The organism is Nitrospirota bacterium (assembly GCA_016212215.1).
In the GTDB taxonomy this organism is placed as follows: domain Bacteria; phylum Nitrospirota; class 9FT-COMBO-42-15; order HDB-SIOI813; family HDB-SIOI813; genus JACRGV01.
Genome location: JACRGV010000106.1, coordinates 24230 through 40551 on the forward strand (window position 1 = coordinate 24230; position 16322 = coordinate 40551).

Genomic DNA, 16322 nt, shown 5'->3' on the forward strand with positions numbered 1-16322 from the left:
CAACTGCATGGTCTTTACAAATGCCGGCGTTTTCTGCAAAGTATAGTGTAATAATCTTTGATAACCGCGGTGTCGGACGAACTGATACGACAAAACCTCCCTACTCGGCAGAACAGATGGCAGGAGACGTAAAGGGGCTGATGGATGTACTTGGTGTCAGGAATGCCCACATACTTGGATATTCCATGGGCGGACAGATTGCGCAGGAACTTGCAGGAATGTATCCGGGATATGTAAGGAGCCTGATACTTGCGGGTTCTTATGCCCGGCAGACGCCTATCGGCCTGAGCAAAACACGATTGCTATTACAGATGTTCATGGAAGGGGTTAACCCTGAATTTGTTGTGAAAACATTCTTCCTATGGCTCTTTTCAAACCGGTTCTTTGAAGATGAGGAACAGGTAAACATTGCTGTAAAGAACTTTCTGAATCCCCATTATCCTCAGCCACCGGATGGCCTTGAGGGTCAGGGACTTTCGATTATTAACTATGACGGCCGGGAGCGGGTCGGCAAAATCTCCGCACCAACCCTCATAATAGCCGGCAAGAATGATATAGCCATACCTTTAAGCTGTACAGAAGGACTCGCCTCCAAAATCCCCAACTCAGAACTCATCATCCTTGAGAACGCCGCCCATTCCATGATCTTTGAAGAACCTGAAAGATTCAACCGGATAGTGATGGAGTTTCTGGGGAGGATGAGAATAGGTGATAGGTAGGAAGGCTGAAGTAAGAAATGAGTATCCCCCTTTAGAAAAGGGGGGCAGGGGGGATTTGAAGCGAGGATTTTCGGATGAACTCCCATGAACCGAGGGTTCACAAAGGGGCATGAAAATCAGCGGGACAAGAAAGTCCCGCCTATCCTCGTAGAAATGGATAGGCGGGGTTTTCTTACCCCGCCGGAGGTCATTTTCGGATGAATATTTTATCTTGGTTCCGGCTTGTACGGTATAGGGCAAACTAACTGATTGAAACCTACAACCATATTTCATATAATGCTTACATGGATGAACATCAAGTCACAGAGTTGAGAGCAATCTTTAAAAATTATCCTGAGGTCAAATTGGTCTATGTGTTTGGTTCAAGGGCGGCAGGCAAGGAAGGACCATTGAGTGATTACGACTTTGCTGTGTATATAGCTGACGACAATAGGATCAGAAACTTTAATATCAAATTTTCTTTAATGGACAAAATCAGCCGGTTACTTAGAAATGACAATGTGGATGTTGTGATTTTAAACTTTACAGAGTCTCCAGAATTAAAATACAATATTATTGCTCAGGGAAAGTTAATCTATGAGGAGGAACCATTCAGGGTAATTGTAGAACCCCGCATACTTAATGAATATTTTGACTTTCACTCTCTGCTCTTAAAATACAATTTAACAAAGGCATAAATCTATGACTAATATATCCGTCATTGAAAATAAGATAAGCTCTATCAGAAAATATTTGAAGATTCTGGAAAGGTATCCTGAATATTCCAGAAAAGAGATTGGCGAAAACATAGATATAAGAGGCGCGGTTGAGCGTTATCTCTATCTTATGGCTCAATCTGCAATTGATCTTGCAGAAGCCGTAATCGCATATAGAGATTTAAGAAAGCCGGCTACGATGAGTGAGGCATTTTATATATTAAATGAAGAGAATATAATCTCAGGTGAATGCACGGACAAGATGGTAAGGATGGTCGGATTTAGAAACATAATAGCCCATGACTATGAAAGGATTAATTATGATATTGTGTATGATATCCTTCACCATAGATTAAAAGATATTGAAGAATTTATAGAAAAGATCGAAACCATGTAATTGCCCCACGAATCCACCATACCCATATCACCTTTCCCATTATCTTATATAAAAATAGTATGGATTACGCATGTAGGTTCGATACCCATAATTGCGGATACTGTAACCGTTCACAGTTGACAGTTTACAGTTAACGGTTAAGAAAAATATAAAAGTAAGAGGAAATTGTGGGCGCTTCTTTTGAAGATTTAGAAGTATGGAAAGAAATAGTATCCCGGATTTCCAGAGATTCTTAAATATAGCAAAAGGTTCGGCTGCGGAACTGAGAACACAAGTATATATTTCACAAGAGGTCAAGGTATTTTCTAATAGTAATGCGAAAGAACTCATTCAAGAATTGAAGTCAATTTCAAAAATGCTCCAAGCGTTACATAACTCGTTGAAAAACCGTGAACCGTAAACTGATAACTGTGAACGGTTACGAAACTGGATACATATCTGTATTATGGCGGATACCCGGGGCTGCCCCTCTTATCAATGACAGAGACAGGTGGGCAAGGTACATTGTTGATTCCCTCATATAGACAACCATTTCCCGTGACATCCTCCTGATGACACGTGTTGATAAGCCTGCCCTGTTACGCAGGCTCTTTCAGCTTGGGTGTGTATATTCAGGCCAGATACTTTCCTATCAGAAAATGCAGGGGCAGCTCACTGATGCAGGGAATACAACAACATTAGCCCACTATCTTGAACTTCTAGCAAAAGGGTCTCGTGGTCCGACCCCTATACACCTCCACTATATCTTTCCCTTTCCTCGGGATAAACGACTCAGAGGTTTTTTTAAATAAAATTGACTTATGGTTTCGTCTTTGCTTTAATCTGTAGCTAAGATAATCGAGAAATCATTACAAAATCCTCTGGGTTAAAACAGGAGTAATTTAAGTGAACGCGGTTAACAATACCCTGATTGAATCACACAAAGACGATTGTATCCAGAATTTCCTGAATGTTTTCCGGTAATAAGATTTTTGATAAAATGTTAAGGTAAGAAGTTTTAAGATATGGAGGATATTATGAAAGAGGTATCGCCAGCACACATTGATATAACACCGGGAGTGGCCGGGGGTAAGCCTCGTATAGCAGGTCATCGTATTACTGTTCAGGATATCGTTATATGGCATGAACGTATGGGATCAAGTGCAGATGAAATAGCTACAGAACATGGCCTCTCATTATCAGATATATACGCTGCCCTGGCATATTATTATGATCACCGTATAGAAATAGATGAGGCCATCCGTTCTGATGAAACATTTGTTGCCGAACTGCGCCGTAAGACACCCTCCAGGCTGAAAGATAAAATCGGTGGCTGACCCCCTAAAGTTCTATATGAAGGTCTCATACTGGCGTGAGCGCGGCCGTGAGGTTGATTTCATCATAAGCAGAGGGAGACATGAACACATAACAGATAAAGGTAAAGTAGTTGGATTTGTTGTCCAGCATGCTTATTCTGATTTATCTATTCTTTGAAATCTATTTCTTAGGCAGCCCGAATCTCAATGTGTTGCTGAGGCCCTATAATAACCTGAGCGTCCAGTGCATTGACCAGTTTCAAGAGGGTCTCAAGTGTTGGGAGATAATCACCGGATTCTATTGATTAATGGTCATTAAGGGGTCTGTTTCTTCATGTCTGGAAGTTAACGGGTAAATCAGACTGTTACGAAGTGTTACTCTGATTTGCTGCGGGTATTTTTGCGGCTGGTTCCACGCATTGTGGAAACTATCTCTTTGATGGCTTTTGAGCGTTGTGTCCTGTCTTTGATCTCTTTCATAACCTTGTCACGTGCGTTCTTTACATGCTCAAGGCGCTTTTTAAATTCAGGGCCGCCGTATAATTTCTGCAGCTCTTCACGAATCTCTTTGGCTATTGCAGGACTTGCCCCGCCGGTAGATATGGCGATTGTGAGTAAGCCCCTCTGGAATACAGCAGGGGTGATATAACTGCAAAGTGCCGGTTCATCAACAACATTTACAAGTTTGTTGGAAGCCCTCGCATCATCAGCAACCTTCTGATTTATCTCTTCATAGTCTGTTGCGGCGATTACAAGAAATGCAGTATCAAGGTCACCGGCCTGATAATCACGTTTAATATGGGTAATCTGTCCCTTTGCCTGAATGTCTTTGAGTCCCTTGGTAATCATTGGTGCAATAACTGTTACATCAGCACCGGCCTTTATAAGTGACTCGCACTTCCTTTCTGCAACACTCCCGCCGCCTACAACAATGCACTTTTTACCTGTGAGGTCTAAGAATATCGGAAAGTAATTTTTCTTTTCTTGAGTATCATCCATAATTGGGAGGGATTATAGCAAATGAGGCTGAAAGAAACAATAGGTTTTTTCATGCAAAGATAACCCCATCCCCACCCTAACCCTCCCCTTGAAGGGGAGGGAATCTCTGAGATTACACCTACCCCTCCCCCGTCAAGGCGGAGCGAATTTCTTTTGCAATTCTTATTTCTTACGTCTTACTTTTTACTCCAGCCTTCTTACTTCTTACTTCTTACTTCTTGCCTCTTACTTCTTACGTCCACCTTCAGTCTTCAGCCTTCAGCCTTCTTACTTCTTACTTCTTACTTCTTACTTCAACCTTCAACCTTCTTACCTCTTCCCTGCCATCTCCCCTCATATTGACAATCTTCCGTTATAAAGTGTATTTTAACGCATGTTGCTTCAGCAGGTTATAAACGGCCTTACGCTTGGCGCTGTGTACGCACTGATTGCACTCGGCTATACAATGGTGTACGGGATACTTGAGCTTATTAATTTTGCACATGGTGAGATTTATATGCTCGGTGCTTATGTATCAATTATTACACTCTCTTTTCTAACTGTTACTGGATTTACTTCCAATAATCTTGTCCTGTCATTATTAATAGTGGTGATTGTTGCCGCCATATATGCTGCTGCTTATGGCCTCACTATGGAGAGGCTGGCATACAGGCCATTAAGAAATGCACCGAGGCTTTCACCGCTTATTTCTGCCATCGGGGTTTCTATCTTCCTGCAGAATTATGTTATGCTGACTCAGGGTTCTGCTGATAAGATATTCCCGCATATACTCTCATCCGGCGGGGTATCTCTCGGCAACGCAACATTAACTTATCTACAGGGATTTATAATCATTACCTCCATATTCCTTATGACTATCCTTCATGCATTTATAAAAAAGACCAGATTCGGCAAGGCTATGCGGGCTACTGCACAGGATAAGAAGATGGCATCACTTGTGGGGATAGACATTAATACTGTCATTATGACAACATTCATCATAGGTTCAGTCCTTGCAGCAGTTGCAGGATTTATGGTTGCGATGTACTACGGACTTGTAAATTTTTACATGGGTTATGTTGCAGGGATAAAGGCATTTACAGCCGCTGTACTCGGCGGCATCGGGAATATTCAAGGCGCTGTTTTAGGCGGCTTTATGCTGGGGATTATGGAAAGCCTCGGTGCTGCATACATCTCAAGTGAATACAAAGACGCATTCGCATTTATAATCCTCATATTAATCCTGACATTTAAACCAACAGGTCTGCTTGGAGAAAGTGTTCCAGAAAAGGTATAAGATTATTTTTTTATCAATATGGTCCGGCTTGCTGTTACTGCCATTCCTCGGCATTTTTAATTCAGCGCTGGCGGCCGGCATTATCTTTTCAGGTATCCTCCTGTTTCAAGTTACACAAAGGATTGTAACAGCTTCATCTTGCAGAGATACTTTTCAGCAGATTAATGTCAGAATTCAAAAAATAGAAACAGTGTGCAAGAAAAAAGGTGTTCAAAATGCTCTTCTTGCCGCTCTTTTATTATTGCTCGTGACTGCCCCGTTTTTAATAAATAACTATTATACAGACATCTTAATTATCACAGGGATATATGTTATCCTTGCACTCGGTCTTAATATTGTGGTCGGACTTGCGGGTCTCCTTGACCTCGGCTATATTGCCTTTTATGCAATAGGGGCATACTCTTATGGAATCCTGAATACAAACTTCGGGATACCCTTCTGGCCGGCCATATTAATAGGCGGGACGCTTGCAGGCATTGCAGGCATGATACTTGGTATGGTGACCCTGCGTCTCAGAGGTGATTATCTGGCAATAGTTACGCTGGGGTTTCTTATGATTGTCCACCTTATGCTCAATAACTGGGACACTGTCACACGCGGGCCGAACGGTATACTTGGGATCAAGCCGCCGGCTATCGGAGGCTTTACATTCTCTGAACCGGCGCATTTTTACTATCTTATCCTGCTATTTGATATAATAGCTATTTTCATTATAAACAGGCTTAATAACTCAAGGATAGGGAGGGCATGGATTGCAATAAGAGAGGATGAGATTGCCGCCTCGGCAATGGGTATTAATATTACAACAATGAAGATTCTCGCATTCACAATGGGTGCATTGTGGGCAGGGATAGCGGGTGTTTTCTTTGCAGGCCGTTATGCATTCATATCACCGGAGAGCTTTACATTTCTTGAAACAGTGCTTGTACTCTCAATGGTAGTTTTAGGTGGAATGGGAAGCATCGCAGGTGTTATAATCGGGGCTGGATTGCTTATAATACTGCCGGAGGTCTTCAGGGGTTTTCAGGATTACAGGATGCTCGCATTCGGCGGGGCTATGGTACTCATGATGGTATTCAGACCGCAGGGGTTGATAGGAAATCCGAGGAGGAAGATAGAACTGATAAATGAAAATAGTGAGCAGTAAGCTGTAAGCTGTAAGCAGTGGCGGCAGGTTTTATCTGCTAACTGCTCACTGTTTACTGCTTACTCAAAAGTATTTTCGCGTGAAAGGGGGATTTTAGAATGGAGTGCAGAACAAAGGTAATCGCAACACTCGGCCCGGCGAGTAATATGCCGGAGGTAATTGAAGAGCTTATTAAGGCAGGGATGGATATAGCAAGGCTTAACTTTTCTCACGGGAGTGCTGAAGACCACAGGCGGGTAATCAATAATGTAAGAACAGCCTCAAAAAAGGCAGGACGGGATATCGGTATACTGCTTGACCTCCAAGGCCCCAAGATACGAATAGGCAAGATCGAAAACAGGGTAATAACATTAGAAGAGGGCAGGAATATTATAATAACAACACGGGATGTGCCCGGAAATAATAAAGAGGTATCTACAAATTATGAAGGACTGCCGGCTGACCTCAACGAAGGCGCTCATATCTTATTGGACGACGGTCTGCTGGAGCTTGAGGTACTGAAGATTTCAGATACTGACATAGAGTGCAAGGTTATCCGCGGCGGCGATTTGTCTGAGAAAAAGGGGATTAATGTCCCGAATGCAAGATTATCCATCAAAAGCCTTACAGATAAGGACAAGGAAGACATGCTTATAGGGATTAATGAGCATGTAGATTTTATTGCAATATCATTTATCAGGGATGCTGAGGACGTACAATCGGTAAAAAATATCCTGAAGATGGAGGGTGCATCTATCCCTGTAATAGCCAAGATTGAGATGCCGGAGGCAATAGACAACCTCGAAGAAATACTGAAGGTATCAGATGGGATAATGGTAGCAAGGGGAGACCTTGGCGTTGAAATATCTCCTGAAAAGGTGCCTATATACCAGAAGATGATAATAAGGCGTTGTAATGAGGAGGCTATACCGGTTATTACTGCAACCCAGATGCTGGAGTCAATGATACAACATCCGAGGCCTACAAGGGCAGAGGCATCGGATGTTGCTAATGCAATTGTTGACGGGACTGATGCAATAATGCTGTCAGGAGAAACGGCCGTAGGCAAGTATCCTGTTGAGGCCGTTGAGATGATGAAAAGGATTGCTTTTGCAACAGAGGACAACCTGCTCGATTCCATAAGACCCGACCCTGAACAGATTAAAGTTAAAGGTGACCCTGAACACGCAGTTGCCCATGCTGTTTATTACACTGCAATGGATATAAAGGCAAAGGCCATAGTTGCCTTAACAAAGACAGGCGGGACTGCAGGTATTATATCCAAGTATCGCCCTGATATTCCTGTGATAGGCATTACACACACAGAACCGATTCTGAGGAGGCTCTCACTTTACTGGGGTGTTAAAGGTGTCATGGTTGAGGCTATAGATAACACGGATGTCATGATTGATATTGTTGAAAAGAAACTGTTACAGGAAAAACTCGTTGAAAAAGGAGATACCATAATCATCACCTTTGGCGTCCCGATGGGCGTGGCAGGATCTACAAATATGTTGATGATACACCATATAAAATAGTGAATAGTAAATAGTGAGCAGTAAGCAGTGAATAGTAAGCAGTAAAGGAAGTCTTGATCTGCTAACTGCTTACCGCTTACTGCTTACTTTGAGGTTATTTTCGGGTGAACTCCTATGAACCGAGGGTTCACAAAGGGCCATGAAAACCCCACCCTCACCCGGACCCTCTCCCTGAGGGAGAGGGTGCTTAGTTTTTATCCCCTCCCCTTCAAGGGGAGGGTTAGGGTGGGGATGGGGTTGATTTTCGGATGAACCGACATGAGCCTTCGGCTCACAAAGGATGATGAAAATGAGGCCCCCTCACCCGTGCCCCCCTCCTGCCTCCCCCCGCAAAGGAGGGGGGAGGAATTTGGTAGGAATTTTATTGCAGCTCTCCCGCCGGGCGGAGAGGGTACATGGTTTTATTCCCCCTCCCTTGACGGGAGGGGGTTAGGGGGAGGGTGAACTATGGAGATTTTCGGGTGAACCGTCATGAAACGGGGTTTCACAAAGGGACATGAAAATCAGCGGGACAAGAATGTCCCACCTATCCTCATAGATTTGGATAGGCGGGGTTTTCTTACCCCGCCGGAGGTATTTTCGATTGAAAAATAAGCGTGTAATTGTACTAATCCTTATAGTGATTTTCATAGTCGTAGCTCTTACTTATACCCGATGGAACGGCTCTGTTAAAAAGGGGCTTGCTATCGAGGCAACGGGTATGATTGAGGCATTGGAAGTTGATATAAGCCCTAAGATTCCGGAGAGGATAGAGTGGTTATGCTGTAAGGAAGGGGACAGGACAACTAAGGGGATGATATTAGTACGCCTTGACAAGAGGGAGATTACAGCAAAAGCAGATGAGATAAATGCAATGTTAAAGGGTGCAGAGGCAGGATACAATGTATCACTCTCTAATTATGAAAATGCAGAGACAAAGATTGAACGGGCAAATGCAGAGATTAAGGCCGCTGAATATGAGATAGAAAGGGCAACAGCGCTTTTTGAGGATGCAAGGGATAATTTCAATCGTATCACAGAACTGTTTAAACAAGGCTATGCTGCAAAGAAAGACCTCGACACAGTAAAGACAGCATACAATGCTACTAATGCCCAGCTTAATGCTGCATTATCAAAGAAGCATAGTTTAGAGGCCGACCGTTCGGCTGCAGGTGCAAACCTGAAGACATCTACTGCACAGGTAACATCAGCAAGGGTCAATATTAAAGAGGCCGAGGCACGGCTCAGGCTTGCAGGTCTACAGATAAAAGACACGGAAGTATCCTCACCTATAGACGGGGTAGTAGCATACAAATATTTTGAAGAAGGGGAAATGGCATCACCCGGAAAGACAATACTTACAATATATGACACAAAAAACTTATGGGCAAGAATAGATATAGAAGAAACCAATATAGGGAAAATCAGGCTCGGTGAAAAGGCCGTCATTACAGCAGAGTCAGTACAAAACAAAACCTTTGACGGTGAAGTAACAGAGATAAGCAGAGAGGCTGAGTTTGCCACACAGAGAGACGTAACCAGAGGCAGGCAGGATATAAAAACCTTCAGAATAAAAACGGCAATAAAAGATAATGAAGGAGAATTAAAACCCGGGATGACTGTAAGAGTCAGATTTGAATCAGTAAATGGTAAATGGTGAATAGTGAATGGTGAATGGTGAGGAAACACCCATCACCCATTACCTATAACCTATTACCTGTTACCTGTTTTTAATATGTATGCAATAGAAGTCAACAATCTATTAAAGAAATATGGCTCCTTCACAGCGCTGAAGGGTGTCTCTTTTTCAATTAATCAGGGGGAATGTTTCGGGCTTCTCGGCCCGAATGGCGCCGGAAAAACAACCCTGATAAGAATTCTCACAACACTGCTAAAATCCACATCCGGTAAGGCAAATATGCTGGGGATTGAGGTAGGAAAAGATAATACAGCAGTAAGGAGATTAATCGGGGTTGTCCCTCAGGCCATGACAAGCGATTTAGACCTGACAGGCTGGGAGAACATGGACATATATGCCAGATTTTATAGTATGCCCAAAAAGGATAGAAAGGTCAGGATTGATTATTTGCTGGAAAGGGTCGGGCTATCAGAGAGAAAGAATGACCTTGTTGCAGCATACTCCGGCGGTATGAGAAGGAGGCTTGAGATTGCAAAGGGGCTTGTACACAAGCCGGCCATATTAATCCTCGATGAACCGACTATCGGATTAGACCCGCAGAGCAGGCACGCAGTCTGGGACCTTCTTATAAATCTTCGTAAAGAAGATACCCTGACTATTCTACTGACAACACACTATATGGAAGAGGCAGAGTTTTTATGTGAACGGATTGCCATAATAGACCATGGAGAGATTGTGGCCATAGATACTTTAGAGGGGTTGAAAAAGGTTATCCCCACAAAAGATATAGTTGAAATCTCTGTTGCCGGAAAGACAGAGGACACAATTATTGAAGATATTAAGACCCTGCCGAACGTACAATCAGTAATATCTTCAGAAGGGAAATTAAGGATTTCAGTTGAAAATGGTGCACAGGCCATTCCATTACTTTTAGACAAAATAGAAAAATCAGGCGGCAAGGCAAATTCTATATTGCTGAAACAACAGACATTAGAAGATGTGTTTATCCATTTCACCGGCAGACCCATAAGGGAAGAAGAGGCAAGGAAGGTGAGCTTCCTGATAGGTGCGGGGATCCCGCAAAAGTGGGGAAGATGAAGATAATATCAAAAATCAAAATGCAAAAATCAAATATACAAATCAAAAAATAATTGCATGGCTTCATATTATTTTTAATTTTTGATTTTTAATTTTTAATATAACTTATGACCCGTTTATTTGCAGTTGTTGAAAGAGACCTTAGGAGATTTATAAGGAATCCCCTTGTAATCATGTCCAGTATCATAATGCCCTTATTATATCTGGTGATCCTCGGGAGTTCATTTCAGGGTGCATTGAAAAATCTCCCGCTTGCTGTCGTAAACATGGACAACGGGCCGTATTCTCTTCGTGTAATTGAACGCCTTCAGGCAATTGAGGAAGGCCCGAGGTATGTGCAGGTATTCAGGGAAAGTGACCAGGGAAGGGCAATTGAAGGTATTAAGAACGGAAAATATAAAGCTGCATTGATCATGCCTCATGATTTCAGCAGGAATATAATAAAAGGCAAGGGCGGCGAGATTGGACTCTTCCTTGATAATACTGAGACCATATCTTCTGAAACAATCCGGAATGCTGCACTTGGCGGATTATCCTCGATTGAGGTAAGGTTTGTACCGGTCAGAGAGAAACATGAAAGCGCTATTGTACGTTACATTGAATTATATAAAAAGGTTGATTATGACCAGTCTCTTATACCCGGTATTGTTATCATGGCTATTTTCCTTGGCTCGCTTACCACAGGCGCCTTTAACACAGTGATGGACAAATTTCTCGGTCTTGATGAGAGTTACCTGCTTACACCGCTGTCAAAAAGAGATATCGTATTGGGACTTGTAATAAGCGGGGTTATCATCACCACCACAATTGCAGTCACAGTCCTTTTTTTAGGCTCCCTGATATCCGGGATTCATATATGGAGTACGTTATCTCCCTCTGCCCTGCTATCGGCAGTTACAATTATTATCCTATCCACGTTGGGTTTATTAGGTATGATGTTTGTAATACTAGGACGTGCCAATCACCCCAGGGTAGTCGGCGTACTCGGCGGCTTCCTGAATGTTATATTCTTCTTTCCGAGCGGCGCCATCTATCCTATAGAGAGCTTCCCCGCATGGCTAAAGACATTTGCCAAAGTAAACCCGGAGACTTACGCTGTTCATGCCCTCAGGATTATACTGTTCAAAGGAGCAAGCCTTACTGCCATTCATGGAGACTTCCTGTTTCTTGTATGCTTTGCCATAATAACATTAACCATCGCAACTTTTACTTATAAAAGAGAATTATAGCAAATGCGGAGTGTCCATCTTAACTTCTTACTTCTTACTTCTTGTTTCTTACTTCTTCTTAATTCTGCATGCTCTCAGCCCTTACACATCTACAAACGTTCCCAGCTTCTGATGGGGACAATTGTTGAGATTACGGTTGCGGCAGAGAATGAAAAAAAGGCAGATGATGCCATCACTTCCGGTTTTCAGGAGATACGGCGGCTTGAAGAGATAATGAGCACGTATAAACCTGAATCTGACATTTCACAAGTAAATGCCTCTGCGGGTATTAAACCGGTGAAAGTAGATAAAGACCTCATCATTATTGTTAGAAAGGCTCTCGGATTTGCTGAACTATCCGGAGGGGCATTTAACATAGCCATCGGGCCTGCAATAGACTTGTGGAAGGTCACAGAGTCAGACAGGATACCTTCAAATAGAGAATTGGATTCCGTACGGCCTTTGATTGATTATAAAAATATTATAGTGAATGAGACAGCAGAAACAATCTTTTTAAAAAAGAAGGGGATGAGGATAAATCTCGGCGGCATCGGCAAAGGATTTGCCGCTGACTATGCCTTGAATATACTAAAAAAACACGGCATAAATTCAGGGATTATTGCTGTTGCAGGAGACCTGAAAGTATTCGGTAAAAAAACTGACGGTACTCTATGGAATATCGGCATCACACATCCCCGAAAAATATCAGGAGGGACAAATGACACACTGGCAAAGGTACACTTTACAGATATGTCAATATCAACATCAGGAGACTATGAGCGATTTTTTATGAAGAATGGGAAACGATATCACCATATCTTATCCCCTGAGACACTCCATCCTTCTGTAGGATTCCAGAGCGTATCCATAATTGCAAAAGACTCCACAACAACAGACGCACTTTCAACCGCCATATTTGCAATGGGGCCGGAAAAAGGGATCAAACTTCTTGAAAGCCTACCGGAAATTTATGGGATAACAGTATTAGAAGACGGAAGGATTAAAATGTCTTCAAACCTTGCGGGAAATAATAAACTGCGAGTAGAATTACTTCAATAAAAGATGTTGAAAAGTTGATTAGTTGAGGAAGTTGACTTCTAAAAAACCAATCAACTAACCAACCAATCAACTAATCAACCAACAACCTAATTCTTAAAATACTTCGCAATATTCTTAGACCTGCGGGATAATTTCTTTCTCTGACCAAGAATATCGTATATGTTCAGCCTGTTAAATTTATATTTCAATGTACTAATTGGAACACCGAGGATATTTGCTGTCTTTGTCCTGCTCCACCTCTCATGTTCAAGTGTCTTTAAGATGAAGTTACGTTCAAAGGTATCACATACATTTTGCAGTAAGCTATCCTGACCGTCTTTTCCTGATTTGGGGAACATATAATAATCTACAGGTATATCCTCTTCTGCTATCACATTGTTGTCTGAAACAGCAACGAGCCTCTCTATCAGATTCTCAAGTTCCCTTATATTACCTGGCCAGTTGAAAGTCAGCAGTATATTCATTGCCTGGTCAGTTATCTTATTTACATTTTTCCTGAAACGCCTGTTGTATTTTACCATGAAGTTTTTTACAAATTCAGGTATATCCTGTCTTCTTTCTCTGAGAGGCGGCAGTTTAATAGGAACAACATTTATCCTGTAATAAAGGTCTTCACGAAATTCACCTTTTCTTACTGCGTCCGTAAGGTCTATATTTGTTGCCACAACAAGCCGGACATCCACCTTTATTGTTTTAGAACTTCCGACCCTCTCTATCTCCTTATCCTGAATTACCCGCAGGAGTTTACTCTGTGTCTCATATTTAAGACAGCCGATTTCATCAAGGAAAAGGGTTCCTCCGTTTGCCAGTTCAAATTTACCGTAATTTTGTTTATGTGCACCGGTGAAGGCCCCTTTTTCATGTCCGAAAAGGGTACTCTCAATAAGATTTTCAGGAATTGTTGATAAATCAACTGTGACAAATGGCTTATCACTGAGGTGGCTCTTGCTATGAAGATACTTAGCAATTAGTTTCTTACCGGTACCGCTTTCTCCAAGTAAAAGAACAGTTGTAGGAAGCGGGGCAATCTTTTCCAATGTCTCCTCCAACTGACTCATCAATACACTCTGTCCCCTGATAAACTCTACATCAGAGACCTGTTCCAGTTCACCTCTGAGATAATTCTTTTCACGTTTCTCTTCTATCTTTTCTTTCATCTTGTCAACCTGGGCCAACACCTCATCAGAATCAAAGTCTTTTGAAATATAGTTGAAGGCACCGAGCCTCATCGCCCTTACAACCATCTCAATATCCTTCACAACGGAAACAACCATTACCTCAATATCAGGATAATCTTCCTTTACAGTCTTTAGTATATCCAATCCCTCAATATCAGGAAGACGCATGTCCAAAAGGACAATGTTTATGTCAACCTCTTTCAATATCTTAAGTGCAGCCTTTCCTGATGATGCTGTAACTACAGTATATTTCTCCTTCAGAATTGTCCCCAGAAGGTCTCTTATGCTTTGATCATCATCTACTATTAATACTCCTAAGCTTTTGTCTTTCATGATTTCCTCTCCCCCTTTATAATGCTATTAATAACTACCTCCGATAAACTTCATTCTTCTCATTCTATAAATCATCAAACTGATATTAGTAATAATTTCTATTATTGTTATATAAATAAAATGTTAGCACACTTACAACGAAATTTAAACCTTTTTTTTAAAACATTATTTAACCATTTTCTTGACAACATTTTTTCTCCTGAACGAAGTACAATATACTTCAAATCTATATATAATTTCAAGAGAAAAGATTACAAGAAGGTAATTTTTTTATGACCACATGATTCTGGAAAGGAGAGGGAATAAGAGGGGCACCGTTAACGATGCCGCCTAATTTATTAACCAGTCAAACAATCGGTAAATTAACCGTTTAATCAAATAAACCGTTTACTTTTTTATACCTAAAGTAGTCTCCCAAATATCAGCGTGGTTTTCCTCATCTGTAAGTATCTTTTCCATCATAAGCCTGCTTGTGGGGTCGCCCAATTCATCGAACAGTTTAATATGAGACTTGTATTGTGCAATCGCCTCATTTTCTCCATCGAGGTCATCCTGCATCATCTTGTAAAGGTCTCCACCTTTCTTAATGACAGCAGGTGTTGTGGTCGGATCGCCGCCAAGGTAATTAACCCTCTCTGCAATCATTTCCATGTGTTTCATCTCATCCCGTGAAATCTTCTCAAATAATCCAAGAACTGCCGGACTATCAAAGCCCTCTCCTGTCCAGTGATGATGCAGATATTGAAGTGTTGCCGCAATCTCAAGTGCAAGGTCCTTATTAAGCGCCTCTATAATTTTTTCTCTACTCATATACCCACCTCCTTTTTTGGTTGCCGAATATTTATCATTTAGCAGATAGCACCTTATTCTTACTTCTTACTTCTTACTTATTACTTATTACTTATTACTTATTCTTGTCTAATCAGCATTCATTTGTCAACTACAAATCAGGTTTTCTTAACAAAAATCTCTTTTGCCAGGTCTTTATCAAGTGCAAGCTCAGTCTCACCAATTTTTATAACATAAGTAGGCTGTTTCTGATGAAGTTTTATTATGCCGCCTGGAAGGATACCGAAGGAGCTTAAGCGATCTAACCTTGCATGATACTTGGATGATATAAATACTATCTTTGCCTCATCTCCTACAACCAGATCCGTTAAGGATACTACAAGGGGCCTGACCTCAAGTGAGGATTTCTTACAGCACTCCCCACGTGGAATAGCCTTCCCATGCGGGCATGTGGGCGGATGACCAAGGAATGTGCAAATACTGTCTACTACCACCTGTCCGAGGACATGTGTATGTTCAAGCTCACATGCGTGGTCTTCAAGCTGTTGTTCATCTACCTCAAAGACCTCAGATAAAAGTCTCTCTGCAATCCTGTGCCTTCTGATTATCTCCCCTGCCAACTTCTCACCGGCGTCCCTAAAAGCTATCTTACCATTGCTTGTTGAAACCAGCCCTGATGACTCAATATTTTTAAGCAGTACACCGGCCTGAGGATCTTCTGATTTCTTGATCAGGTTATCAACAGTCGCCTCTCCGTCTTCTACAAGCATCCAGACCAACTCAAGTAACTCGTCTACCCTGTCATCCTCAAATCTCTGCTCCCGTGTCCTCGAATAATCCACGCACTTCTCCTTTCATCCGAAAATCAACCCCATCCCCACCCTACCCCTCCCCTTGAAGGGGAGGGAATCAACATAGCCCCCTCTCCCTCAGGGAGAGGGTTAGGGTGAGGGTGGGGTTTTCATTGCCATTTGTGAGCCACCGGCTCATGACG

General features: G+C 42.1%; 17 protein-coding genes and 1 pseudogene. 14 read left to right on the forward strand and 4 right to left on the reverse strand.

What is annotated here, in order from left to right:
* Positions 1-20 precede the first annotated feature (20 nt).
* The 7 genes and pseudogenes from HZA08_09650 to HZA08_09680 all read left to right on the forward strand — a co-directional run bounded on the left by HZA08_09650 (position 21) and on the right by HZA08_09680 (position 3284).
* The gene (locus tag HZA08_09650) at positions 21-719 is read left to right on the forward strand and encodes an alpha/beta fold hydrolase (GenBank protein ID MBI5193689.1); all 699 of its coding nucleotides are present in this window, start codon (positions 21-23) and stop codon (positions 717-719) included.
* Between the two features lie 284 nt (positions 720-1003).
* Complete coding sequence (locus HZA08_09655; GenBank protein ID MBI5193690.1) at positions 1004-1396, forward strand: nucleotidyltransferase domain-containing protein; 393 nt, start codon at positions 1004-1006, stop codon at positions 1394-1396.
* 4 nt (positions 1397-1400) lie between these two features.
* On the forward strand, positions 1401-1811 hold the full coding sequence (locus HZA08_09660; GenBank protein ID MBI5193691.1) for a DUF86 domain-containing protein: 411 nt from the start codon (positions 1401-1403) through the stop codon (positions 1809-1811).
* Positions 1812-2007: 196 nt separating this feature from the next.
* Positions 2008-2211, forward strand: a complete 204-nt coding sequence (locus tag HZA08_09665; protein ID MBI5193692.1) for a four helix bundle protein — start codon at positions 2008-2010, stop codon at positions 2209-2211.
* A 55-nt stretch (positions 2212-2266) separates the two neighbouring features.
* A pseudogene (locus tag HZA08_09670) lies at positions 2267-2512 on the forward strand (AAA family ATPase).
* Positions 2513-2827: 315 nt separating this feature from the next.
* Positions 2828-3127 (forward strand): DUF433 domain-containing protein, encoded by a 300-nt coding sequence (locus HZA08_09675; protein MBI5193693.1) that lies wholly within the window; start codon positions 2828-2830, stop codon positions 3125-3127.
* Positions 3128-3143: 16 nt separating this feature from the next.
* On the forward strand, positions 3144-3284 hold the full coding sequence (locus HZA08_09680; protein MBI5193694.1) for a hypothetical protein: 141 nt from the start codon (positions 3144-3146) through the stop codon (positions 3282-3284).
* Between the two features lie 197 nt (positions 3285-3481).
* Here the strand turns inward: HZA08_09680 and HZA08_09685 are convergent, their stop codons facing one another.
* A complete protein-coding gene (locus tag HZA08_09685; protein MBI5193695.1) occupies positions 3482-4105 on the reverse strand; it encodes a bifunctional precorrin-2 dehydrogenase/sirohydrochlorin ferrochelatase in 624 nt (207 codons plus the stop codon).
* Positions 4106-4478: 373 nt separating this feature from the next.
* On the opposite strand from HZA08_09685, the gene HZA08_09690 reads away from it, so the two are divergent.
* The 7 genes from HZA08_09690 (at position 4479) to HZA08_09720 (ending at position 13028) form a co-directional block, all read left to right on the forward strand.
* Complete coding sequence (locus tag HZA08_09690; GenBank protein MBI5193696.1) at positions 4479-5381, forward strand: branched-chain amino acid ABC transporter permease; 903 nt, start codon at positions 4479-4481, stop codon at positions 5379-5381.
* A complete protein-coding gene (locus tag HZA08_09695) occupies positions 5353-6528 on the forward strand; it encodes a branched-chain amino acid ABC transporter permease (protein ID MBI5193697.1) in 1176 nt (391 codons plus the stop codon). The genes HZA08_09690 and HZA08_09695 overlap by 29 nt, the downstream gene beginning before the upstream one ends.
* A 98-nt stretch (positions 6529-6626) precedes the next feature.
* On the forward strand, positions 6627-8045 hold the full coding sequence (pyk, locus tag HZA08_09700) for a pyruvate kinase (protein ID MBI5193698.1): 1419 nt from the start codon (positions 6627-6629) through the stop codon (positions 8043-8045).
* 583 nt (positions 8046-8628) lie between these two features.
* On the forward strand, positions 8629-9684 hold the full coding sequence (locus tag HZA08_09705) for an efflux RND transporter periplasmic adaptor subunit (GenBank protein MBI5193699.1): 1056 nt from the start codon (positions 8629-8631) through the stop codon (positions 9682-9684).
* A gap of 75 nt (positions 9685-9759) precedes the next feature.
* Positions 9760-10761 (forward strand): ATP-binding cassette domain-containing protein, encoded by a 1002-nt coding sequence (locus tag HZA08_09710; protein MBI5193700.1) that lies wholly within the window; start codon positions 9760-9762, stop codon positions 10759-10761.
* A 107-nt stretch (positions 10762-10868) separates the two neighbouring features.
* Entirely contained in the window at positions 10869-11990 is a 1122-nt protein-coding gene (locus HZA08_09715) for an ABC transporter permease (GenBank protein ID MBI5193701.1), read from the forward strand.
* 111 nt (positions 11991-12101) lie between these two features.
* Positions 12102-13028, forward strand: coding sequence for an FAD:protein FMN transferase (locus HZA08_09720; GenBank protein ID MBI5193702.1), 927 nt, complete (start codon positions 12102-12104; stop codon positions 13026-13028).
* 86 nt (positions 13029-13114) lie between these two features.
* Here the strand turns inward: HZA08_09720 and HZA08_09725 are convergent, their stop codons facing one another.
* From HZA08_09725 to HZA08_09735, 3 genes are all read right to left on the reverse strand, one after another.
* Positions 13115-14539, reverse strand: coding sequence for a sigma-54-dependent Fis family transcriptional regulator (locus HZA08_09725; protein MBI5193703.1), 1425 nt, complete (start codon positions 14537-14539; stop codon positions 13115-13117).
* 387 nt (positions 14540-14926) lie between these two features.
* Positions 14927-15349, reverse strand: a complete 423-nt coding sequence (locus HZA08_09730) for a ferritin (GenBank protein MBI5193704.1) — start codon at positions 15347-15349, stop codon at positions 14927-14929.
* Between the two features lie 137 nt (positions 15350-15486).
* A complete protein-coding gene (locus HZA08_09735) occupies positions 15487-16170 on the reverse strand; it encodes a metal-dependent transcriptional regulator (protein MBI5193705.1) in 684 nt (227 codons plus the stop codon).
* Positions 16171-16322: the final 152 nt, after the last annotated feature.

What these genes read in the sequence shown, in the direction of transcription:
- pyk (MBI5193698.1), top strand. Translation starts at nt 6,627, where the DNA reads ATGGAGTGCAGAACAAAGGTAATCGCAACACTCGGCCCGGCGAGTAAT.
- HZA08_09725 (MBI5193703.1), bottom strand. Translation starts at nt 14,539, where the DNA reads ATGAAAGACAAAAGCTTAGGAGTATTAATAGTAGATGATGATCAAAGC.
- HZA08_09665 (MBI5193692.1), top strand. Translation starts at nt 2,008, where the DNA reads ATGGAAAGAAATAGTATCCCGGATTTCCAGAGATTCTTAAATATAGCA.
- HZA08_09650 (MBI5193689.1), top strand. Translation starts at nt 21, where the DNA reads ATGCCGGCGTTTTCTGCAAAGTATAGTGTAATAATCTTTGATAACCGC.
- HZA08_09715 (MBI5193701.1), top strand. Translation starts at nt 10,869, where the DNA reads ATGACCCGTTTATTTGCAGTTGTTGAAAGAGACCTTAGGAGATTTATA.
- HZA08_09660 (MBI5193691.1), top strand. Translation starts at nt 1,401, where the DNA reads ATGACTAATATATCCGTCATTGAAAATAAGATAAGCTCTATCAGAAAA.
- HZA08_09655 (MBI5193690.1), top strand. Translation starts at nt 1,004, where the DNA reads ATGGATGAACATCAAGTCACAGAGTTGAGAGCAATCTTTAAAAATTAT.
- HZA08_09685 (MBI5193695.1), bottom strand. Translation starts at nt 4,105, where the DNA reads ATGGATGATACTCAAGAAAAGAAAAATTACTTTCCGATATTCTTAGAC.
- HZA08_09710 (MBI5193700.1), top strand. Translation starts at nt 9,760, where the DNA reads ATGTATGCAATAGAAGTCAACAATCTATTAAAGAAATATGGCTCCTTC.
- HZA08_09730 (MBI5193704.1), bottom strand. Translation starts at nt 15,349, where the DNA reads ATGAGTAGAGAAAAAATTATAGAGGCGCTTAATAAGGACCTTGCACTT.
- HZA08_09690 (MBI5193696.1), top strand. Translation starts at nt 4,479, where the DNA reads ATGTTGCTTCAGCAGGTTATAAACGGCCTTACGCTTGGCGCTGTGTAC.
- HZA08_09680 (MBI5193694.1), top strand. Translation starts at nt 3,144, where the DNA reads ATGAAGGTCTCATACTGGCGTGAGCGCGGCCGTGAGGTTGATTTCATC.
- HZA08_09675 (MBI5193693.1), top strand. Translation starts at nt 2,828, where the DNA reads ATGAAAGAGGTATCGCCAGCACACATTGATATAACACCGGGAGTGGCC.
- HZA08_09720 (MBI5193702.1), top strand. Translation starts at nt 12,102, where the DNA reads ATGGGGACAATTGTTGAGATTACGGTTGCGGCAGAGAATGAAAAAAAG.